Source organism: Chitinimonas prasina (genome assembly GCF_030160395.1).
Classification (GTDB): Bacteria; Pseudomonadota; Gammaproteobacteria; order Burkholderiales; family Chitinimonadaceae; genus Chitinimonas; species Chitinimonas prasina.
The window spans coordinates 978,932-999,136 of the sequence record NZ_BSOG01000002.1; the positions used below are offsets into that span (position 1 = coordinate 978,932).

The 20,205-nt window shown below is 56.7% G+C and carries 21 protein-coding genes; 14 read left to right on the forward strand and 7 right to left on the reverse strand.

What is annotated here, in order from left to right:
- A complete protein-coding gene (gene phnF, locus QQK16_RS11535) occupies window positions 1-753 on the forward strand; it encodes a phosphonate metabolism transcriptional regulator PhnF (RefSeq protein ID WP_284196610.1) in 753 nt (250 codons plus the stop codon).
- 32 nt (window positions 754-785) lie between these two features.
- On the opposite strand, the gene QQK16_RS11540 is transcribed toward phnF, so the two are convergent.
- From QQK16_RS11540 to QQK16_RS11550, 3 genes are read right to left on the reverse strand one after another with little or no spacing between them, the layout of a single operon-like run.
- Window positions 786-1,346 carry a hypothetical protein gene (locus tag QQK16_RS11540; RefSeq protein ID WP_284196611.1) on the reverse strand — a complete coding sequence of 187 codons (561 nt, stop codon included), beginning with the start codon at window positions 1,344-1,346 and terminating at the stop codon, window positions 786-788.
- Window positions 1,343-2,674 carry a peptidylprolyl isomerase gene (locus QQK16_RS11545; protein ID WP_284196612.1) on the reverse strand — a complete coding sequence of 444 codons (1,332 nt, stop codon included), beginning with the start codon at window positions 2,672-2,674 and terminating at the stop codon, window positions 1,343-1,345. Before QQK16_RS11545 ends, QQK16_RS11540 begins: the two co-directional genes overlap by 4 nt.
- Before the next feature lie 35 nt (window positions 2,675-2,709).
- Window positions 2,710-3,726 (reverse strand): phospholipase, encoded by a 1,017-nt coding sequence (locus tag QQK16_RS11550; RefSeq protein ID WP_284196613.1) that lies wholly within the window; start codon window positions 3,724-3,726, stop codon window positions 2,710-2,712.
- Between the two features lie 268 nt (window positions 3,727-3,994).
- On the opposite strand from QQK16_RS11550, the gene QQK16_RS11555 reads away from it, so the two are divergent.
- Complete coding sequence (locus QQK16_RS11555; protein ID WP_284196614.1) at window positions 3,995-4,858, forward strand: CHAD domain-containing protein; 864 nt, start codon at window positions 3,995-3,997, stop codon at window positions 4,856-4,858.
- Here the strand turns inward: QQK16_RS11555 and QQK16_RS11560 are convergent.
- Entirely contained in the window at window positions 4,821-5,153 is a 333-nt protein-coding gene (locus QQK16_RS11560) for a hypothetical protein (protein WP_284196615.1), read from the reverse strand. The two genes, QQK16_RS11555 and QQK16_RS11560, sit on opposite strands and share 38 nt — an antisense overlap.
- 366 nt (window positions 5,154-5,519) lie before the next feature.
- On the opposite strand from QQK16_RS11560, the gene QQK16_RS11565 reads away from it, so the two are divergent.
- The 4 genes from QQK16_RS11565 to QQK16_RS11580 all read left to right on the forward strand — a co-directional run bounded on the left by QQK16_RS11565 (window position 5,520) and on the right by QQK16_RS11580 (window position 12,093).
- Complete coding sequence (locus QQK16_RS11565; RefSeq protein WP_284196616.1) at window positions 5,520-7,109, forward strand: methyl-accepting chemotaxis protein; 1,590 nt, start codon at window positions 5,520-5,522, stop codon at window positions 7,107-7,109.
- Window positions 7,110-7,682: 573 nt separating this feature from the next.
- A complete protein-coding gene (locus tag QQK16_RS11570) occupies window positions 7,683-8,792 on the forward strand; it encodes a helix-turn-helix domain-containing protein (protein WP_284196617.1) in 1,110 nt (369 codons plus the stop codon).
- Between the two features lie 373 nt (window positions 8,793-9,165).
- Window positions 9,166-10,341 carry a nuclear transport factor 2 family protein gene (locus QQK16_RS11575; protein WP_284196618.1) on the forward strand — a complete coding sequence of 392 codons (1,176 nt, stop codon included), beginning with the start codon at window positions 9,166-9,168 and terminating at the stop codon, window positions 10,339-10,341.
- 12 nt (window positions 10,342-10,353) lie between these two features.
- Entirely contained in the window at window positions 10,354-12,093 is a 1,740-nt protein-coding gene (locus QQK16_RS11580; RefSeq protein WP_284196619.1) for a serine hydrolase domain-containing protein, read from the forward strand.
- A 216-nt stretch (window positions 12,094-12,309) separates the two neighbouring features.
- Here QQK16_RS11580 and QQK16_RS11585 read toward each other — a convergent pair whose 3' ends face one another.
- Together QQK16_RS11585 and QQK16_RS11590 are read right to left on the reverse strand one after the other, a co-directional pair.
- Complete coding sequence (locus tag QQK16_RS11585) at window positions 12,310-12,810, reverse strand: endonuclease V (protein WP_284196620.1); 501 nt, start codon at window positions 12,808-12,810, stop codon at window positions 12,310-12,312.
- Window positions 12,811-13,243: 433 nt separating this feature from the next.
- Window positions 13,244-13,588 carry a ribonuclease E inhibitor RraB gene (locus tag QQK16_RS11590; RefSeq protein WP_284196621.1) on the reverse strand — a complete coding sequence of 115 codons (345 nt, stop codon included), beginning with the start codon at window positions 13,586-13,588 and terminating at the stop codon, window positions 13,244-13,246.
- Window positions 13,589-13,865: 277 nt separating this feature from the next.
- Between QQK16_RS11590 and QQK16_RS11595 the strand changes: the two genes are divergently transcribed.
- The 8 genes from QQK16_RS11595 to arsC all read left to right on the forward strand — a co-directional run bounded on the left by QQK16_RS11595 (window position 13,866) and on the right by arsC (window position 18,826).
- On the forward strand, window positions 13,866-15,269 hold the full coding sequence (locus QQK16_RS11595) for a beta-1,3-glucanase family protein (protein WP_284196622.1): 1,404 nt from the start codon (window positions 13,866-13,868) through the stop codon (window positions 15,267-15,269).
- 148 nt (window positions 15,270-15,417) lie between these two features.
- Entirely contained in the window at window positions 15,418-15,708 is a 291-nt protein-coding gene (locus QQK16_RS11600) for a YciI family protein (protein WP_284196623.1), read from the forward strand.
- Window positions 15,709-15,736: 28 nt separating this feature from the next.
- Entirely contained in the window at window positions 15,737-16,099 is a 363-nt protein-coding gene (locus QQK16_RS11605; RefSeq protein WP_284196624.1) for a hypothetical protein, read from the forward strand.
- A 203-nt stretch (window positions 16,100-16,302) separates the two neighbouring features.
- Window positions 16,303-16,626: an ArsR/SmtB family transcription factor gene (locus QQK16_RS11610; protein WP_284196625.1), complete on the forward strand. Its 324-nt coding sequence runs from the start codon at window positions 16,303-16,305 to the stop codon at window positions 16,624-16,626.
- 47 nt (window positions 16,627-16,673) lie between these two features.
- Entirely contained in the window at window positions 16,674-17,030 is a 357-nt protein-coding gene (locus tag QQK16_RS11615; RefSeq protein ID WP_284196626.1) for an ArsR/SmtB family transcription factor, read from the forward strand.
- Entirely contained in the window at window positions 17,031-17,507 is a 477-nt protein-coding gene (locus QQK16_RS11620) for an arsenate reductase ArsC (RefSeq protein ID WP_284196627.1), read from the forward strand.
- Window positions 17,508-17,590: 83 nt separating this feature from the next.
- Window positions 17,591-18,310, forward strand: a complete 720-nt coding sequence (locus QQK16_RS11625) for an MIP/aquaporin family protein (RefSeq protein ID WP_284196628.1) — start codon at window positions 17,591-17,593, stop codon at window positions 18,308-18,310.
- Window positions 18,311-18,400: 90 nt separating this feature from the next.
- Entirely contained in the window at window positions 18,401-18,826 is a 426-nt protein-coding gene (arsC, locus tag QQK16_RS11630; RefSeq protein ID WP_284196629.1) for an arsenate reductase (glutaredoxin), read from the forward strand.
- Between the two features lie 25 nt (window positions 18,827-18,851).
- Here arsC and QQK16_RS11635 read toward each other — a convergent pair whose 3' ends face one another.
- Window positions 18,852-20,198, reverse strand: a complete 1,347-nt coding sequence (locus tag QQK16_RS11635; RefSeq protein WP_284196630.1) for an NAD(P)/FAD-dependent oxidoreductase — start codon at window positions 20,196-20,198, stop codon at window positions 18,852-18,854.
- Window positions 20,199-20,205: the final 7 nt, after the last annotated feature.

A 20,205-nucleotide genomic window follows, 5' to 3' on the forward strand; every position in this document is an offset into this window, starting at 1 on the left:
ATGGCCCAAGCAACCCCCTCCCCCGCAACGCCCCCTACCCCCTTGGTACGCCGCGCCGGCACCGCTATCTGGCGGCAGATAGAAGAAGCCCTGGCCAGCGACATTCTGTCGGGTGTACGCAAGGGCCGTTTACCCAACGAAACCGAACTGGCTGAACAGTTTGGCGTAAACCGCCATACGGTGCGCCAGGCGGCAAAGGCCCTGGCAGAACGTGGCCTGGTCGAAGTAGTACATGGTCGTGGCACGTTCGTGCGTGAGAACCTGATCGACTATGAGCTGGGTCGCCGAACCCGTTTAGCCCACAGCCTGGACAAAGCCCGTCGCGTGGGCATCAGCCGCGTGCAAGGCCATCGCGAACTGATTCCCAGCCCTGATGTACTGGAGCTGCTGACCTTGCCGCCGGGAAGCAGCGTTATCCAGATCGATACGTTGGACGTGGTAGATGAGCGAGTCGTGGGCGTATGTACCCAGTATTTCCCCCTGCCACGCTTTGCCGGCTTTGCCCAGGTATATCAGACCCTGGGAAAAACCCACCTGGCCCTGGCGCATTTCGGCGTGGCGGAGTTCCAGCGCAAGCTGAGTCGTGCAAGCGCCAGGCTGCCCGAGCGTGAAGTGGCGGTGCAGCTGGACCAACCAGCCGCACAACCCATACTTTACGTCGAGACCATCTATGTCGATGCCGCTGGCAGCCCTATCGAATACGGCATCTCTCGCTTCAACAGCACGGCTGTGCAGCTGGTGATCGAACCCTGAGAGCCGCTTGAAAGCAAGGTCCGGCCATGGTTTCAAGGCTCTCCGGCCTTGATGCTGATGGCGGCCTGCATCTCGGCGATGCGGCGACGCTTTTCCTCCGCCTGGGCAATCTGGGCCGCAGTCACCAGCCCTTCTGCCTTGGCGCGCGCAATGTCGGCATCCAGTTGCGGCAGCATTTGATCAGCGGCTGCGACATAGGCGCGATAGAGCTTGGCCTGCTGTCGCTCGGCGTAACGCTGGTATTGGTCGGGGTCTGCCAGCTCAGACTGGCTGGGCGGATCGCGCCACTGCGCGTCCATCCGTACCAGCGGTGGTGCACGGTCATCGCCGCGCTCACGGGCATCCGTCATGCTCAGGATGGCGGACGCTGATTGATCTATCACCGCTGGTTCGCCGGCCAAGGCCTGAGGCATTTCTGCCGCCCCGGCCGCAGGATGATCATTCAACCCACGAGTTTGCACCAGGGGCGATGTCACAGTGGGAGCATCAGCCGATCGCGGCGTTGGCGCTACCTCGCGCTGCCAATCAGGCAGCATAACGAAGGCGCAGGCGGCGAGTAGCGCCGCGACCACCAGTCCAGTTCTACGCTTCATGGTTGCTCCTGGATATTCAGTGCGCTCTGGCCAAAACCCAAGGCCGTGGGATTAATCGCAATGTCAGCATCCCGGTAGAGCTTTTCGCGCAATGCCTTGAACTCGGCCAAGGCTTTCTTTTTGCCTATCGCCTGACTGGCGATATAGCGAACGGCCTCACTCTCTGGCGCTTGCATGCCCTCTTCGCGCGCCTCAACCAGCACTATCTGCCAGCCGCTGCCGTTGGGTTCGCGTATCAAGCGGGAGGGTTTGCCGGGTGGCAGGGCAAAGGCCAGCTCGTGCAGCCAGGGTGCCGCGCCGTCCTTGGGAAGCAGCCATCCCAAAGCGCCACCTTCAGCCGCATTGGCGGCATCTGAAAACCTGCGCGCCGCCTCGCCAAAAGGTAGGCCCTTGCCCAGCGCTGCATAGGCACGCTGGCAAACAGCCTCCTCCTTGCACTGGATATGGCTGGCCCGCACCCGTTCTATGCGCCGGAACTCCTCCTGGTGACGATTGTAGTAATCACGTATCTCAGCTGGAGTGACGGTAGCGATAAGCCTGTTCAAGTGCTCGCTGGTGTAGTGCATATCTGCTGCAAGACCCAGCAGTTGCAAGAGCGCACCACGGCGGTCTCGATCCTCGATGGCACGCTGCAGTAAAGCCAGGTCTGCCGGTGCCAGGCCACTGGCGTGTTTTGCCCAATCCAGTACATATCTGCTCGCCAGCAACTGCATCGCCTGCTGATCCCGATAGCCCGCATCCCCACCCACAAGCTGGGTCTTGCCCTGGATGTTCTGCTTCAACCAGACATCGGCCAGGGAAATCTGTCCGGCTTCGCCGCCGGGAAGGCGATACGACAGCAGCACGATCTGGCGGGCCGCCGCCATTTGCGCCGTGCTGAGTTCCGAGTTCAAGCGCAGCCCCCGCTTGGGCGGGAACACCTGCTCCAGCATGGCCTGTTCTGGGACATGGCGGCGATTCACGAGGGTGTCCAGCCCTCCCGCCTTGTCCAATGCCACATCCAGCTGGGTTTTGTAGGCACGCCGCAAGGTAGCAACGAGCTGATCCTCTACAGCCGCCGCGCGGCTGAAGGCTACGCCCGTACCGGGGAACAAGGTGGCATCGTCGTAGTGCCGAAGTGCGTACTCGCCCAGCAAGCGGTTATCAATTACCGAGGCAAGAACCTTGTTGAGCGGTGTGCGCCTATCGCTGTGGGCAGCGATGCTATGCAACACGGCCAGACCGGCCAGGGAAATGGGCTCACCATTCACTCGGGCGGCCAAACTGGGGTCGTTTAGGCTATCTCGGCTGACAGCGCTGACCGCCAGGCTGGCGATCAGCATTGCCATCAACGCCAGCCATGTAGAGCAAGGCTGGCGCATCATCAGAAGCGCTCTGCTGCGCGATTGAGCAGATGCACCACCATGGCGATGGCGTGCGGCACCACCACCTTGCCTACGGTACGGCGGGTCTCATGATCGGTTGCCGATAGTACGGCGCCGCCTCGTGAGTAGGAAATGCTGCCACCTTGCGTCAGCAATGGGCGGATATCCGTTGCTGTGCTGGCCAATGGGGTAAAGTTAGCCATGGCGTTCTTGACCAACGCAGGGTCGTTCAACCGCTCGCTATCGTAGTAGTCCTTGACCCAGCCTTCCCATTGCGCGTGATTGAGCGCTGAGGTGGTCCAGGTATGGTGTGGCTGCAGCAAGTCGGTGGTATGAAACACGAAGCCCAGCGACTGTGCAGTAGGCCGGGCCAGAAACTGCTGAAACCAGTACTGACCAAGATTGTCGATGGGCTGAAACGGCATGGTTTCAAAATCGGCATACATGGCAGGGGTCGAATGGCCACCCAGGCGGTAATTGGCTTCGGTGATGCCGTAGCTATTGTATTTGGACCCATCACCGAACCAGCCTTTCATACCACCACGGCCATCGTCCAGATGGTCGCCGTACAGCCAGGACGAGGCCATATTGTCGATATCGCCCCAGACAGTCAGCTTGTTATAGTTGTAGCCGCCCAGGTCGTTGCCATGCACGTCGGGACCGCCAGTATGGTTCTGGAAGTGCAGGTAGCTGGTGTACTTGACGATGCCTGCACCAAGACCCCAAACCGGCGCCATCTGGCAATCACCGGTCGTGGCACCGCACAGATAAGTATCGGCAAAATCGTCCACATCGTAGGCTCCCTGCCCTAACGCGGCCGCGAACTGATCGACTGTGTAGCCGGCACGGGTAGCACCCGACTGGAGCTTGGCGAAGTTGGTGGTGCCTGGGTTGGCCTGCATATAGGCCACGGCATCAATAACGATACGGCGATGGGTCTCTTGCGAGAAGGCATGGGCTGGGGCGGTGAGACAACAAGCTACTGCTACACCGGCCAGTAGACGGGCGAGTTTCATTGCTATGTTTCTCCTTGATTTCTCGTTTTCTGTGGGGCCAATGGGCCGCGGCCTATTCTGGTCTGGCCATATGGCGCTTTTGTGAAACGCGATATCAAGTTCCCGGTGCCACGATGGCTGTTCCTGGCGCAGCTGTCCGGCTCAGATAGTCGGCAGACCAGCAAGCCCATGCCTTGCTCGCTCAGGCTCGACTTGATCACTTACACCGGTGACCGGAAATCGGCTAAACCAGCCAATGTTGGCTACCGCGAGGCAGGAGAAGACGCTGATGTCAGAGTTACGACGCTGCATTGGGCGGCAAATCAATCAAGCAAGGCTGGCGGCCGAACTGGCCACCCACGGGCTACATGCGGGAGATATCGAGGCTTTGCACGACATAAGGGTGGGCATTCGCACCGTCGATAGCGTGCTCACACCAGTGTGGCGCTTGCCAGGGATGAAGCCGGTGAGGCAGGCCTTTGCCCCCCTCTGGCGCTGGTCCCGCAAGTACAACGCCTTGCGTGATGTCGAGGCGCAACTGGCCCTGCTACAAGCCCTACTGCCCACGCCGTGGCCGCTACGGTTACAAGATTGGTTCCACGCAGAAACGGCCCGGGTAGCCGCCAGCCACCGTCAGCTGGTGCAGGCTGCCGACGACAAGCGGTTGTTGGCGAGATATCGCTCGTTTCGCAAGGTATGCCGCCGGCGCCTGTCCAAGACGCGAGAGGCTGATCTGAGGTCGGCGCTGGAGCAGCAGATGAGAAGCTTGCTGGCGCAGCTCTACGAAGATTGCACGCTGGGTATGGCCCTGTTTTCGCATAGTGGCTATTGGCACCAAACCCGGATTCTTGCCAAACGGTTACGCTATCTGATCGCAGGCTACCCAGGTCAACTCGGGGCAGCGTCGGCGCTACAGAAACGGGCCGGATCCGTGCAATCTACACTGGGGCAACTAAGAGACTGGCTGGCTTTGCGGCCCAAGATTCAAGGCAGGCTGGGCGCGCAGGAAGCCGCGAATTGCGACCTCATACAGGCTCGTTTGCTGGCAGCGTCTGCCGACGCATTGGCGGCACTGGGCTTGTTGATCGCAGCAGAAAAAATCCTGCATCGCACCACTAAAACCGCCGTCGCAGCTTGTGCTGAAGCCGTTTGAACAGATTGCTGGGGCGATGGACGGCTGCCTGCAATCGGGCACAGATGGCTTCGGGCTGCAGCCCCTGCTCCGACAGCTGCCAAGCAAGATCCGCTTCATCTGTTGTGAGGGGACGCCCCATCAGGCTGCTGACCATCGCATGCTGTCGCTCGCGCACAAGGCCATCCAGCACCTGGGCACAGTCCTGTATCGAGAAATCTGAGCCGCCCAGAAAAAGCACCACCGTCTCATCCTGCATGCTGAGTGGCCGCTTCATCAGCGTACTGACCGCCTGCAGATACTTTTCTGGTTGCATCGCACCTCTCCTCAGACATGCTGCAATGCAATATAACATGGTGCTTACGATGGCCGTACTAGCAAGGTAGCGATGGACAGCGCCAGCAGACTCAGCTAGTACGGCAAAGCCGCTTTCGCAGGCCATTTGATGGCGATACGGCCGTCCGTCGGCTTGCCGTATGAGCCCATAGCAGGCCTGTCATCCCTGTTTTTGATGGAAAACGACAGGTAGCTGCCGCTTTCTCCCGGTGGCTCTCCCCCTGCGCGAAACCCGCATCAGCGTGCAGCGGCATGCGCCTGGTTACCGGAAAAACAAGCCACATGTCACTAATTTGAAACACATCCTAAATATTATTAGCTGCTGATATGCAAATTGGCGATAGCGATGAAATGGTCACTCTCCAAGCAGCTGATGCTGGTTAGCCTTGTCACCGTTGCCGTGCTGGCGGTAGCGATCTTCATGACGGCACAGCGCGTTACAAGCTTGCGTGCCAAGGTACAGCAGCTGGAACAGGGTCAAATGATCGTGACCCGGCTTCTCACCATCAAGTCCACTGCACTGGCAGTCTCGCGTGCCGACCCGGTCATGCCGGAGACCAAGCAGCGCCTGGATGAGGCGAATCAGCAAATTGTTGCCAGCACGGCAGCGCTGTTGGACAGCATGGAGGCTGACGCGGCCAAACAGCTGGCGCAGCAGTTTCAGCCTGCCTGGCAGGACTACCTCAAGCAGTTCCTGAGTGCCGTGCAGATTGCCGAAACGAGCCCGCAAGATGCCCTTTCCATCCCCGAACAGATCTACAAAGGTGGCCTGGAGCCCGCCATCACCCTGCTGGATGGCCTGGTGGTACAGCAGGAAAAAGCAGCAGAACGGCGCAAGGCGGATATCGACAACGAGCTTTCTCAGGTGGTGATGGTGGTCGTTGTTGTGCTGATGCTTGCTGCTGCAATTGTCATCAGTTTTCAGTTACTTTTCGCACGTAGCCTGAATCGACAAGTACAGCAGACCAGCCTTGCCGCCAGACATCTGGGACGCGGGGACCTGTCTTTCCGCCTGCCCGAATTCCGAAATGAGCTGGGTGCCATATCCAGCGCGATCAATCAGTTCGTGAGCCAGCTGAATCACCTGCTGGGCGAGGTAAAGCAAGCCAGCCAGCGATTGAGGCATGAGTCCGAACAGCTGAGCGAGCATGCCGAAGCGGTACGGCATAACACGCAACTGCAGTCGGATGAGGTGACCAGCATCGGCGCCGCCGTAGAGCAAATGAGTACCGCAATTGACAGCGTGTCGAGCTTTGCCAAAGGGGCATCGGATAAATCGGCCTACTCCGTCACCCTGGTCCGATCGGTGGCCCAGCATACCCAGCAAGCCATGAAGCAGATGGGTAGCTTGGCAAATGACATCGGTAGCGCCAGCACGACGCTGGGTGAACTGAGCAGCGCGATCAATGAAGTCACCCAGGTCAGCAGCCTGATTACCGAGATTGCCAGCCAGACCAATCTGCTGGCCTTGAATGCCGCCATTGAGGCCGCGCGTGCTGGCGAGGCAGGACGCGGGTTTGCCGTGGTTGCAGATGAGGTGCGCTCGCTGTCTGAACGTACTGCTAAGGCCACCACACAGATCAATCAGCAACTGGAACGTTTGTCGTCCAGCATGGGCATGACCCGCACGGCAATGGATATTGCCTTGGAGAAGACACGCACAGAAGCCCAGCAGATTGCGGCGGTAGTCGATATGAGCGTGGGCGTTGAGGCCGCAGTCAGCGAGGTTGAAACCCTTATGCTCAGTATCGCAGAAGCCACGGTGCAGCAATCCAAGGGCGCCTCGCAGATTGCCATCGAAGTCGCGGCTATCAACAACTTGGCTGAACGCAACGTGTTGGCCATGTCCAAAACGCTGCAGGATGCCCAGGAACTGGTTGGAACAGCGGCGTTACTGGATCAGGCAGCCAGCCAATTCGTCATCAGCAGGGCCTGAGGTAGAACATCAGCGGTGTGCGGCCGTAGATTTGTACACGCCATGAGGCTAAGCATGGCTGGCCACGCCTAGCCCATCATCAAATGGTTCGATCTACAGAGATTCAGGCTACAGGCCACAACCATAGCCAATACAGCCTATGGGCTCTGCTTCGTTCGGCGCCTAGGCACACCACCTATCGGTAAGTCCTTGAGGCGCAAGGTGCCGGAATTCCGGCATCTGCGACAACCTGCACCAAGGATACGCAAGGTCCGACGCCCCCTCAGAAACCTCGGCGCAGATGCGCCCCGGCTACCCAGCAAGCCCGCCCAAGCTCGAACCTTGAAAATCCCCACCGAAGATGGCAAGGTGCTGCCACGCTGACGCTTGGGGATGCCCTGAAAACCTTGCGTTCCAAAAAAACGCCAATCAAGCGCAGCAAAGCTGGCTACTGTGTGCAACAACAGATCGTGGCTACGGCAAGCCCGCACAACAACTTCAGAAGGGTCTTGTTAGCCGCTCTTAAAGGCTCTCCGAGCTTGGCGCTTTACAGTTACCTAACCCTATAAACATCTTTTAATTACCACATTACCCGTGATCTCGAGCCAACTACTATTTCTCTTCAGCGCCCTTGGCTCGGTTAACGGCATCTTCCTGGCGCTCTACCTCTTCACCCGACAATCGCATCGGATGACGAATGGCATGCTGGGCGCATTACTACTCGCCATAGGTTTCCGTACAGGGAAGTCAACGATCTATTATTTCTACCCTGACGTCTCGGTCGATTTCCTTCAGATCGGCATGTCAGCCTGCTTATTGATCGGGCCATTGACTTATCTATATGTCGGATTCCATCTTGCGGATTTAAGACAAAGCGCCCCAGGCAAACACTGGCGCTGGCATCTTCCCTTATCGCTGCTTATCATCGGCATTGGGCTTATTTTCCCATACTCGCAATATCCGTACATCTGGCACCATGTCATGCGATGGATACATGTCTACTGGCTCACCTATTTACTGCTGACCGGAAGACAGCTGTGGAAATCACGTATTTTACTGACCGACATAACAGGCCGGGTATCTCGCCCTACCCTATTATTGCTCAGCGTCTATTTTAGCAGCTGCGTGATTCTCATCGCCTATATGAGCACTCCATTTACATCGTATATTATCGGTGCACTGTCGTTTACCTTTAGCATACACCTCACGGCGCTGACCTTTATACTGCAGAACGACGCCAAAGTTGATGCAAGTAAAAAGGAAAGGTATCAAAATCGAAAACTGACCGAAGAAGACGCGCTTTCATTACTGGCATTACTGAATCAAACAATGCATGAGCAGCAGCTATACTTGAACCCCAACCTGAGCCTAGCGCTGCTGGCCAAGAAGGTTGGGAATCTACAAACAACCGTTTCCCAAGTGCTCAACGAGCACCTGAAGAAAAGCTTCAATCTCTATATCAATGAATTTCGCATTCAACATGCCAAGGACCTGTTGATCAACGAATCTCACTTGAACATGGAACTCGTTGCCGAACGCAGCGGTTTCAATTCCAGCTCCACTTTTTTTGCCGCCTTCAAGAAAATCACCGGGCAGACACCTGCAAGCTATCGTGCTGCATTGGCATCAGAGCCATCTTCAGCCTCGCCAACAGATCTTCCGTCAGCACCGCCACAAAACCACCAGGTTTCCAGTCTCCCCTGAGAGCCGCTTCATCGTTGTTTCTTCTCCTTACCGTCGCGCCCAAGCAGCCTTTGCAGGCCGACGGTAAGTGCCTGACTTACGCATCACCTACGGTTCAGCACCAACCTCCCCAAGGCTTGCGCTATTTCTCCCTCGGCCTGCCACGTGCGCCGGCACTATCTGTGGCTGCTTCACCCGCTTTGGCGGCCTGCACCTAGCCGCTTCCTCATTGAACCGCTACGAAATTATGTATCCGGAGTCCGAAATCATAGTTCGAGACTTCAGGTATCTGCACCCAGACTACATTGGCATCCGGCAAAGCGAGGCTTGATCGCTGCCGCACAACCGTACTTACCTTCGGTAAACAGGTACATGTCCAAGTCCAGGTCAATTTATGAGCCCACATCGTTCTCTCAGCGTCATCCTTCTCAACATCTGCCTTGTTCTCGGTGTGCCTGAACAAGCTATCGCCTCCGCCGCATCATCCACCACGGCCACCGAAGTCGCAACCCAAGCGGGGAGCAACAACACTGATACGGAGCAAGTCACCAGAACGCTGACGGATTACCTAGAAGGTACGGCGAATAGCGAACCAGAAAAGCTGCGGAGGGCTTTTCACCCCGACTTTAAGCTCTATGTTGTAAATGAAGCCAATGAATTAGTCATTCGCTCCGGTGAGCAGTACATCATGAACTTCAACAATGGCAACAAAAACAATCGGGTTGGACGGATATTATCCATCGATATCGAAAACAATGCCGCCATGGCAAAGGTGGAAGTGCTGGCGCAGAATCAAAGGCAATACACTGATTACTTCATGCTGATGAAGTATCAAGGTGCCTGGAAGATCGTACAGAAGAGCTATACCTGGAAAGAAATCCCCAAACAGGGCAACAAGATTTTATTTATCACCTCCAACCAGCACACCTACGGCAACACGAATCTTAATGCAGCCAATCATTTTGCGGAAATCGTCATCGCCTATGACATTTTCAGGAAAAATGGCTACACAGTAGACTTCGTCAGCCCCCAAGGTGGTGCCATCCCCCTTGGTTATATCGAAACATCGAACAGCATACAGAAAGCGCATTTATACGACACCGACTTCATGCGCATGCTGAAAAATACTTTCAAGCCCACGCAGATCAACGCAAGCGACTACAGAGCGGTGTATTACAGTGGTGGAGGCTCAGCCATGTTTGGTGTCGCCGACAACAAGGAAATCCAAAACATCGTCGGCCAGATATATGGGAACGGCGGCGTTGTTTCAGCCATCTGCCACGGCACTGCCGGCATAGTCAACTTGAAGGACAGCAACGGCAAATCCATCTTCTCAAACAAGAAGATCACTGGTTTCCCCGACATTTTCGAGAATACCAACGCTGAGTATTACAAGACTTTTCCTTTCTCCATCGACAAGGAAATCATACGAAACGGTGGCGACTTCGTTTATTCGAAGAAGTTTGGTAATAACTTTTTCATTACCGATGGCAACATCGTAACGGGCCAAGACCCGTCAGCCACCGCCTCTGTGGCGCAGCAAGTCATCAAGACCATCCAGAAAAACTGAACGGAGCCCCCAATGAACAATACCGTCAAGTACGCAATACTGGGATGCCTTGCCTCGCTTTCCTTTACGGCTCGCGCCAATATCGGCATAGACCCGGCCACCAATCAAGCCATTGAAAAAATACTCAGCGAATTCAACTCACCTGGCAAACCAGCTTTGGCTGTCACCGTCATCAAGGAAGGGAAACCCATATACGAAAAAGCCTTTGGCAGCGCCAACCTGGAGTACAAAACACCGGCAACGGTCGACACAAAATTTCAGGTCGATGCATTTGCCTGGGAGTTCATCGCCTATGCCGCGTTAAAGCTGGAAGCGCAAGGCAAGATAAAGCTGGATGATGACATCAGGAAATACCTGCCGGAGTTGCCCGACCTCGGCGAAAAAGTCACCGTCGATCACCTACTAAGCTCGACGGACGGCTACTATGGGTACAAAGCCCTGAAGTCACTATCAGGCTGGGAAACGAAAGATCCCGAACAACACAAATCCATCCTGCGAATCATAAAAAGTCAAAAAGCATTGAACTTCAAACCGGGGAAGGCATTTTCACCCGGTGGTGACACACGGCTGATCCTACTGGCAAGCATAGTGGAGTCGGTTACCGGCCAATCGTTTGACGCTTATTGCAATAGCCAAATATTTGCTCCCCTGGGCATGTCCAACACCGTGTTTCTCTATGACAGTAATCAGGCACCAGACAACACCGCCGTACCGTATCGCAGTGAGAGTAACGGAACCTACAAACGGGACTATGGTGACAGCACTGCCCCAGGCCCGGTGAATCTTTACACCTCTATCCGGGATCTATCCGTCTGGCGATCACACATTTCGGCACGCACGCCCGGCATAAGTTCACTGGTGAACAAGATGAATTCGCCCATTAAACTGGACGGTGGTGCAATGATAAAAGACGTCGCCAGCATCTCGAACTATGGGCAGCAGCACGTGGGTAAGGAGAGAGGGATTCCCAAGGTTTACCTACGTGGGATCTCCGGTGGATACTCCAGTACCTTGTTCCGCTTCCCCGAACAGGATTTCTCGGTGATCGTATTGAGTTCCGGTCTTGCTTACAATGGTAGCTACGGCATGCAGATCGCCAACCTGTTCATGAACAATCACTTTCCCGAGCCGGAGACCATCGATTACACCAAGATTGAAGGCGTAAAACTAAGCCGGCAGCAATTGCAGCAATTTGTCGGGAACTACTGGAACCCAGTACGCGCCCTCAACGCAAGAGTCCACTTGAAGGATGATGTACTTTATTACAGCAGAGTTGACGGCTCAGACGGCAACGCACTGATCCCACTAGGCAACTCAACCTTCCAGATAACCATCGAAGGTGACGACAAAATCTTGCTGAAGTTTATCGACAAAGCAGGAGGAAAGGATATGAACTATACCGTTAACGATAGTGATCCCGTTGTTTTTGAATCATACAAGCCAACCTCATACGCTAACAACGAGATGACCCAATTCACTGGAACATTCTATTCCAATGAACTCAATTCATCCTTCGTCTTCGATGTAAACAATGGCGTGTTAACTGCCAGCAATGTCCGTTCAGGCACTATCAAGTTCAAGCCCCTCAGCCCAAATATGTTTTCCGGGGATAAAAGCTTCCTAAGGGGTATCAGGTTCATTCGTGGCAACAACAACGAGGTAACGGGGTTCAAGGTCGCGGTGGATACGGTTCGTAGCTTGGTATTCAAGAAGGTTCAAGAGGATGACAACCGGAAATTGTTCAGCCTATAGAGCTCATCATTGTTCCACCTTGGCATGGTGAACCCCATCAGCCTGCCGCCCAGGCACGCGAAGCCTCGCTGACGAAGCCGGCTTCGCGTGCCAGATGCTCTGGTGACCGACGAAGAGGTTTGATGCCGCCCAGTCAGCGCGCACCATGCGAGCGCCCCTAAGCTTCAGTTTCCCTGCAAGGCAAGATGCCAGCTAAAACTTGCAAGCAGCAGAGCGTCAGTCCCGTCCCCGGCAGACTTGATCTACCTTTTTAAGCAAGGTAGGTATCCGGTACGGGCCATGCATGCTAGCCACTTTCTGCTTGGCTTCCTCAATTGCCATGCCTACGCAGCTTACATACAGGGGCTTGCCGCTCTCGCCACGGTATACCTCACACTCTGAGCTTATACCTGCGTAGGCAGTCTTGGCGACGCCAACCACGGGTAGCTCACCCTGCAGGCTATGATAGAGATGCGCCCCCAAACCTGGTGCTGCCTCGCCATCCAGATAGACATGGCCATCTATCACGATCAAATCTGGCAAAAGCGCATGCTCCGCCAACAATTTCAATATACAAGGCAGCTCCCGCTTGTAAAACTGTCCGGGTATATATCCAGCAACGTCTGCGACCTCACTGACATAGATGGCATCAGGCGCTGCATCTTGCCACTCCTTGAACATCACCCCCGCCACACGAGCACCGCTTTCAGCATAATCCACATCTACCGCGAGTATCATTGCAAGTCAATCCTCAATCCGCACCGCCATTGCCCCTTGTACACTGCCACCACAGTAGCAACCAGAAAATTCACCTTAACGCTTGATCAATCTATAAATAGGTTTAATCGCTGGTCGACAAGACAATATCAGTATAATAACCGTAGGCATTGCAAACACCAACATATCCATAACCAAACCGCCCAACACATCCAGTACCACGCACAGCAACAAGACAGATGCACCCGATTGCAGCAAAGACACTGCCAAGTAGACATTATCCATCAGCCCTTGTGGGTTTCTGTAAACTGAGCACATAAGGTTTATCACAGCACAAGCCAGCAACGCCAACTGTGCAATCATGAAAAAAGCCATCGCTTCCATCAGAGCTAATACTCTCGATCTTATTATTACTTCGCCAAATCGATTGCCATCGGTAAAATTGCAAGCTCAGCTACTGCTGCGCAAAACAACCCCATCCGTCATTACATCCGCCTAGCGCCGCAGCACTCTGCGCCAGCCACTCTTCATAATTTCCGATATTTTCATGTGTTGGCGTAAGAATGGGATGTGCCTGTACCTGCCAAGGCATAGTTTCATGCTCTTCATAAGGGGAGAATGAAACCTTCTGGTTATTACAAAGCAAATGCACAGCAAATTTCAACGCCATCTCCTTATTGGAAAATATAACCGAGAAATCAATTTCTCGTGCCTTTGCCAAATTATCCCCCTGCTGGTGCATTCGCCAGAGAACATTACCATTTTCATCATCAGGAAATGCTTGGTTATTTCGCAGCATCAGCCCCCTCCTTACCCAGTCATCTGTCACCGGCGCAACGATAGCACGCGACATAGGGAACACACACAAAACTCCAGTTCCATACGCACAACACCTTATTGCATCGGCTGAGAGCTTGCTGAAGGCTCCAAAATTCAGACTGTGGGTAACCGCAACGCATCGCTGGCAGGCCCGCTCCAAGCACACATGGTCATCACAACCAGCCCCTCGTAAACGTCTTGTGCATGAAGCCGTGCAAGTTCAACGGCCCCCCCCACGAGTCAGCCAGAGGAAAGCCATGACCACCCCGCCCCCCACCAGCCTCAATCTGCAGTTCTTCAACCACAGCGGCATCGACCCTACAGCGGTGTCCATCGGCTTCGTACCCGGCGCATCTAACGCAGCCTTCAGCATCATCAACGCAAGCAACCACGCTGCATTGCAACCATTGAACATCTCCGGCACCGGCACCTATCCGTTTGCCGGCAACTGGTACACGCTCGATCAGCTGAGCGACGGTGTCACCGTCAATGCTTTCAGCGGCCGCGTCTATGTCGCCTACAACGGAGCATGGACTGTGCAGTCGCCAGCCTACGAGCCCGCCCAAGCCGTGACCGACCCGAACTTCTTTCTTCGCTATGACAAGCTGGAAATGACTTTCAATGGTCAGCCTGCCGATGTGGCCAACCTTACCAGCATTGATTACTGGAGCATCCCGATCACGCTGGCCACTTCGCTCAATGGCAGCGTGGTTCAGACCGTATCTGGCTTGCTGGGCAGTGCCAACTCGCAAAGCGTATTCGAGGCGCTCAATGCACTCACTACACCGCCCGTTTCGGGTGTAGTCGGGCCAGGTGGCATTGATGGGCAGCCACTACCAGCCACGGTGCCAGGGGAGTTCCAGCAGTATGGTACGGGACCAGCACCTGGCAGCAGCTTCGCCAGGGTGATAGGACCAACCTCCTATCCATCGATCTCGCCCACCGTCGGCCTACCCGTCATGCCTTACGACACGCTACACAGCTACCTGGCCTACCTGCTTGATAACTTCGGCCCCGGCACAGCCGTAGGTTCGATCGTACCAAGCCTGGGCAACGGCGTATTTGCCCATATCGCCGGGCAGTTTGCCGGCGTGGGCCCCGATGTACCCAGCAGCGGCCCGCTCAGCCGGCAAAGCTATACGCTGGAGGCCACCATAGACAGCCATCTGAACATCACCCTCAGCGGTGCCCTGAGTGGCGTAGCTGGCACCACCAGCATTCTGTACAAGCAGGCCGATCTCACCAACCCCTCGGGCATCTATGGCGGTAACGTGCCGTTTTACCTTAACGGCGCCACCACGGCGACCAACCCAGGCAATGACGTCTACGGCTGGGTCGGCGGTGATCTGCTTGCCGGCCTCAACATAGGCGCAGTAGGTAGCACTGCCACGGTGGGTGGCGTCACCGGCGTGCCGCTGCCTACCATGGTCGGCGCCATCAATAGCCAACTCTGGTTCAATATCCCCAGCCAATTTTTCTTTGCCAACATGCAAGCCACCCCTAACTACAACCAATGGGCTGCTACGCTGGCCCCGCTGTCGCAAGCGTATAACTTCGCCTACTCCGACCGCTTCGCCAAAGTGTTCGCCAGCCTTGATACCGCAAACATAGACACCCTGACCGTGGTTTTGGAACCTGCTGACGTCAGCCTGCCAAGCTGATACAGAATGGCCGGCTCCTCCACAAGCAACAATGGAGCCGGCCACAGGGCAATGGATGGCCCCTGCCAGCCTCCCACAGCGCTATGATGCCGAAGCGCGCGGCAAGGACTGTCGTCGCCAACACCACCATCCCGCAAACAGACTAGCCATGTTCGCCATCATTCTCAGCTACAAGAAACCGCTCGATACCGTAGATGCCTTTGTCGCAGAACATAAACGCTTCCTGGAAGCCCACTACGCTTCGGGGCACTTCCTGCTGTCTGGCCGCAAGCAGCCACGCACCGGCGGCATCATCCTGGCCCAGGCAAGCAGCAAGCACGAAGTGGAGGCCATCGTTCGCCTGGATCCGTTCTGGCGGGAAGAAATCGCCGATTACGACATCATTGAGTTTGTACCCAGCATGGCCGCCAGCCACCTAAGCAGCCTACTGGCGAATTAAGTGACATACCCCCGTCGGGACCCATCACATGCAATATCTGACGCCATTTCAGCCACCTGAAGCATTCGATATGCTGGAGCGCGGCTTCACGCTGTCCGTATCTCCCATTGCAGACGACTCTGCCGTCGAATTCTTGCGCTATTACCCCGATGGGAAACAGCTCACCATTGCATTTGAGTTAGGCAGTGACTCGACCATCTCGGTCAAAATTGCCGATCACGATGAGGTCATTAGCGACATAACGATTGAAGGCGTCATCAGCTATGCATTTCAGTCGTGGGACAACCAGAAGATCATGCGCCTGCGTTTTGAAGCCGGTAGATCAGACCTGGATCTCCGTATCCATTACGCCCCCCTGCCTTCTGCAGTGCTCAGCTTACTGAGGACATGAGACGTCACCCTGAGCGAAGTGCCCAGACACCTCACTATATTGCGATGCCGCGTTACTCGAGAAAAATTTCCCCGAATGTATCAACTATTCGGTGCCTTGAAACTCTCGCTGGCCCCTTGCTTTGATCCGACATCAAGGTTGCTGGAAGATCCCGCTGCCGCATGGGCTTGACCACCCTACAATACTTCCACTAACATAGAATCATGGAAAGTAAAACCGTCGTCAACCTGCTTGCCGCCCTCGCCCAGGACACCCGCCTGGCGATTTTCCGTCTGCTGGTGGTTCAAGGCCCGGCAGGCATGACAGTGGGCAAGATAGGCGAGATGCTGGCCGTGGCGCCAGCCACCCTCTCCTTCCACCTGAAGGAGCTGAATCGTGCCGGCCTGATCCAGGCACGGCAGGAAGGGCGGTTTATCCACTATGCCGCCAATTTCGACACCATGAACGACCTGCTGCGCTTCATGACTGAAAACTGCTGCACGGCAGCGTCCTGCGCTACCGAGCAGGAGAACAGCTGCTGTGGTTGATTTTTTGCAGCCCAATATTTCAATAAAATTTGAAACAATATCCCGCCATGGACAAGATCTCCGCACTGCAGGTTTTTGAGGCGCTCTCCTCCAGCGCCCGCCTGGATACCTATCTGCTGCTGGTGGGCGCAGGCGGTACCGGCATTGTGGCCGGCGAGTTGGCCAACCGGCTGGATATGGCGCCGTCCAATCTCTCCTTTCACCTGAAGAACCTGGCGCATGCCGGCCTGGTGACGGTGGAACAAGAGGGGCGGTTTCAGCGCTATCGCGCCAACCTGGCCCTGATGCGGCAAGTGACCGGTTTTCTGACCGACCACTGCTGCGGCGGGCATCCCGAACAATGTGCTGAGCTGGCTGCACCGGCTACTAGTGCCAACGCTTCCCCTTCTTGCTGTGAGCCTTAGATGAATATCCTGATACTTTGTACCGGCAACTCCTGCCGCTCCATCCTGGCCGAGGCCACCATCAATGCCCTGGCGCCAGAAGGCATCCGCGCCATCAGCGCTGGCAGCAAGCCGGCCGGCTATGTCCACCCGCGCTCCCTGGCACTGCTGGAACGTGAAGGCATCTCGACCCAAGGCCTGCACAGCAAGTCTTGGGATAACCTGCCGATGACACCGGACGTGGTGATTACCGTCTGTGGCAGCGCCGCCGGCGAAACCTGCCCCGCCTACCTGGGCCCGGTGCTGCGTGCACATTGGGGAGTGGAAGATCCTGCCCATGCGACTGGTACCGATGCCGAAATCGATGCCGCCTTTGAAAAAGCCTACCGCATTCTGCGTGGCCGAATCGAAGCCTTCCTCGCCCTTCCTTCGTATCTGCTTGCCGACAAGGCCAGGCTCAAGCCCGAGCTGGATCGCATCGGTCTGATCGGGGCCTGAGGGGAGCTCAGGCCACTGCTGCGGGAATGGCGCCCCCCTTATCAAAACGAAATACACTACATAAGCTGGGAGAACAGTAAGTCATGGATTTGCATCGTCGATTATTTGCCGAGTGGCTGGGTACGGCCTTTCTGCTTGCGGTAGTTGTGGGCTCCGGCATCATGGCCGAGCGCCTGTCTGGCGGGAATACGGGCGTGGCGCTCATGGCCAATGCCCTGGCAACCGGTGGCGGGCTGATTGCCCTGATACTGACCTTTGGCGGTATATCCGGGGCACACTTCAATCCCGCCGTTACCCTGGCAGCGGCACTGCGTCGTGAACTGAGCAGCCGAGATGCATCACTGTATGTGCTGGCACAGCTTGCCGGCGCGTTCTGCGGCGTAGCTGCAGCCCATGGCATGTTTGGCGAGGCCTTGTTTTTCGCATCACAGCATGTGCGTACCGGCCCGGCACAATGGTGGAGCGAATTCATCGCCACCTTCGGCTTGCTGGCGGTGATCTTTGGCTGCTCGCGCAGCCGGCCAGAGGCAGTACCGTATGCGGTGGCGTCCTATATCGTCGGTGCCTACTGGTTTACCTCGTCCACCTCGTTTGCCAACCCGGCAGTCACCTTGGCACGCGCAGCCAGCGATACCTTTGCTGGCATACGGCCCGTGGATGCGCCCGGCTTTATCGTCGCGCAACTGGTAGGCGCGGTGACCGCGACACTGGTTTTTGGCTGGCTGCTGCGCGACAAGGCCGCCCTGTCGCTAGGCTTGATGGCCAATGCCGGCGAGGATCGCCCGGTGCACCCCCTGAAGTAAGCCTTCGGAAAAACTCCTTCACCAAAAGCTATCACCCATGGCAGCCCTGCCCGCTAATCCACCAGCACCCCCTCGACTGACATTGCAACCATGACCCAGATCACGATCTATCACAACCCAGCCTGCGGCACCTCGCGCAACACCCTGGCGTTGATACGCAATACCGGCATCGAACCCCATGTGGTGCACTATCTGGACACCCCACCCGACCGCGAAACCCTGGTCGCGCTGATTGCAGTCATGGGCATACCGGTACGCGAACTGCTGCGCAAGAAGGGCACGCCCTATGCCGAACTGAATCTGGATGACACGGCCTGGACCGATGCGCAGCTGATCGACTTCATGTTGCAGCACCCCATCCTGATCAATCGGCCGGTGGTGGTCACCCCCCTCGGTACACGCTTGTGCCGGCCATCAGAAGCCGTGCTGGATATCCTGCCCTTGCCGCAACTGGGGCCGTTTACCAAGGAAGATGGCGAAGTCGTGATTGACGAACAGGGGCGGCGCTTCAGGTAGTGCTTGCCTGCTGCACGCCCCCTCCTCAAGCCGTGCTTGGCTTGGCAATGGCCAGCAAGCCTGCCTGCAGCAACCATTGCAGGCCCAGGATGATGCGTTCATCGCCCACCTCGGTGCGCTGTGGATGGGCGGCCACCACGGCTGCTGCAGGGGTCGTCGTGCTGCAGGCACTGAGCAGGCTGGCAGGTTCAAGGGGCTGCAGATCAGCGGGCCAGGCCACTGCATCGACAGCCTTGTGCACCGACACCAGCTGGCAGTCCGGCGCCAGCGTCACCACTGCCTGACGCCGGCGCCAGAAGTTACTGTCGGGCCAGCGCTGTTCCATCTGGTAGTAACTTGCCCGCGTGCCCAGGTATTGCTGATAGGCGCCCACATGGCGCTCGGCCAGTTGCGCCAACGCGGCCCTATTGCCTACCAGCGCCTGGACAACCGCCTGGCCGGTATGGATGCCCGCATCCAGCGCCCGGACTATGCCGCTGGACGAAAGTGGGTCATAGCTGCCTGCCGCATCCCCCACCGCCACCCAATCCTGCCCATACAGCGGCTCAAGCAAGGCAGAGTGGGCACTCACCACCTGCAGGCGCGCTGGTGCCTGCGCACCGGCCAGCCTCGCCATGGTATGCCGGGCGCCATTGAGCAAGCGCCACCATACCTCCGGCACACGCAGTTCATGCTGCTGTATCAGGTCGGCATCCGTCATCAAGGCGACCCACCAGGTTCGCCCACCCGCCTCAGCCGGCAAGCAGGCTGAATAGAACCAGCCCTGGGCGCAGGGCTCTACCAGGGTAAAGGTGTCGGCATCGGGCATGGCCGGGTACTCGGCCACCAATGCCACCATATTGTCGATCAGCTGGCGTTCCGCCCCCAGCTTGCGCGCTACCACCTGCCCCTTGCCACTGGCATCCACCACAAATCGGGCAGTCAGGCCCATCGTGTCCTCGCCTTGGCGCAAGCGCAGGCGGCAGCCACCGTCCTCGCGCTCTACATGCTCCAGCAGGGTATTGCGGTAGACCACCACACCCTTCTGCCCGGCCGTGGCCACCAGGTCGGCATCAAAGCGGCGCCTATCCAGATGCCAGCCATGGCCAAATGGGGTGAACATGAAATCGCGCTGATAGATGGCATCGTTACCCCAGGCAGCTGCATTGCCATAGGCAGGGGCGTGGCCGGCCTGTTCAAACGCCGGCCATGCCTCCAGATACTCCAACAGGGAACGGGCGCCGGGCGAGAGGGTCTCCCCTACGCGCGGCTGCCCGTAATCTGTCTTCTCTACCAAGGCGACCGTCAGACCGGATTGTCGGCGGATACTCAGCGCGGTAGCCGCACCGGCAGGTCCGCCGCCTACCACGGCAATGTCGAACGTCTTGTTCATACTTGGC

Bases quoted from the DNA above. Each gene is read 5' to 3' on its own strand.
- QQK16_RS11595 (WP_284196622.1), top strand. From the start codon at position 13,866: ATGACCACCCCGCCCCCCACCAGCCTCAATCTGCAGTTCTTCAACCAC.
- arsC (WP_284196629.1), top strand. From the start codon at position 18,401: ATGACCCAGATCACGATCTATCACAACCCAGCCTGCGGCACCTCGCGC.
- QQK16_RS11555 (WP_284196614.1), top strand. From the start codon at position 3,995: ATGTCAGAGTTACGACGCTGCATTGGGCGGCAAATCAATCAAGCAAGG.
- QQK16_RS11540 (WP_284196611.1), bottom strand. From the start codon at position 1,346: ATGAAGCGTAGAACTGGACTGGTGGTCGCGGCGCTACTCGCCGCCTGC.
- QQK16_RS11625 (WP_284196628.1), top strand. From the start codon at position 17,591: ATGGATTTGCATCGTCGATTATTTGCCGAGTGGCTGGGTACGGCCTTT.
- QQK16_RS11550 (WP_284196613.1), bottom strand. From the start codon at position 3,726: ATGAAACTCGCCCGTCTACTGGCCGGTGTAGCAGTAGCTTGTTGTCTC.
- QQK16_RS11590 (WP_284196621.1), bottom strand. From the start codon at position 13,588: ATGCTGCGAAATAACCAAGCATTTCCTGATGATGAAAATGGTAATGTT.
- QQK16_RS11605 (WP_284196624.1), top strand. From the start codon at position 15,737: ATGCAATATCTGACGCCATTTCAGCCACCTGAAGCATTCGATATGCTG.
- QQK16_RS11575 (WP_284196618.1), top strand. From the start codon at position 9,166: ATGAGCCCACATCGTTCTCTCAGCGTCATCCTTCTCAACATCTGCCTT.
- QQK16_RS11610 (WP_284196625.1), top strand. From the start codon at position 16,303: ATGGAAAGTAAAACCGTCGTCAACCTGCTTGCCGCCCTCGCCCAGGAC.
- QQK16_RS11620 (WP_284196627.1), top strand. From the start codon at position 17,031: ATGAATATCCTGATACTTTGTACCGGCAACTCCTGCCGCTCCATCCTG.
- QQK16_RS11580 (WP_284196619.1), top strand. From the start codon at position 10,354: ATGAACAATACCGTCAAGTACGCAATACTGGGATGCCTTGCCTCGCTT.
- QQK16_RS11560 (WP_284196615.1), bottom strand. From the start codon at position 5,153: ATGCAACCAGAAAAGTATCTGCAGGCGGTCAGTACGCTGATGAAGCGG.
- QQK16_RS11585 (WP_284196620.1), bottom strand. From the start codon at position 12,810: ATGATACTCGCGGTAGATGTGGATTATGCTGAAAGCGGTGCTCGTGTG.
- QQK16_RS11600 (WP_284196623.1), top strand. From the start codon at position 15,418: ATGTTCGCCATCATTCTCAGCTACAAGAAACCGCTCGATACCGTAGAT.
- QQK16_RS11545 (WP_284196612.1), bottom strand. From the start codon at position 2,674: ATGGCAATGCTGATCGCCAGCCTGGCGGTCAGCGCTGTCAGCCGAGAT.
- QQK16_RS11615 (WP_284196626.1), top strand. From the start codon at position 16,674: ATGGACAAGATCTCCGCACTGCAGGTTTTTGAGGCGCTCTCCTCCAGC.
- QQK16_RS11635 (WP_284196630.1), bottom strand. From the start codon at position 20,198: ATGAACAAGACGTTCGACATTGCCGTGGTAGGCGGCGGACCTGCCGGT.
- QQK16_RS11565 (WP_284196616.1), top strand. From the start codon at position 5,520: ATGAAATGGTCACTCTCCAAGCAGCTGATGCTGGTTAGCCTTGTCACC.
- phnF (WP_284196610.1), top strand. From the start codon at position 1: ATGGCCCAAGCAACCCCCTCCCCCGCAACGCCCCCTACCCCCTTGGTA.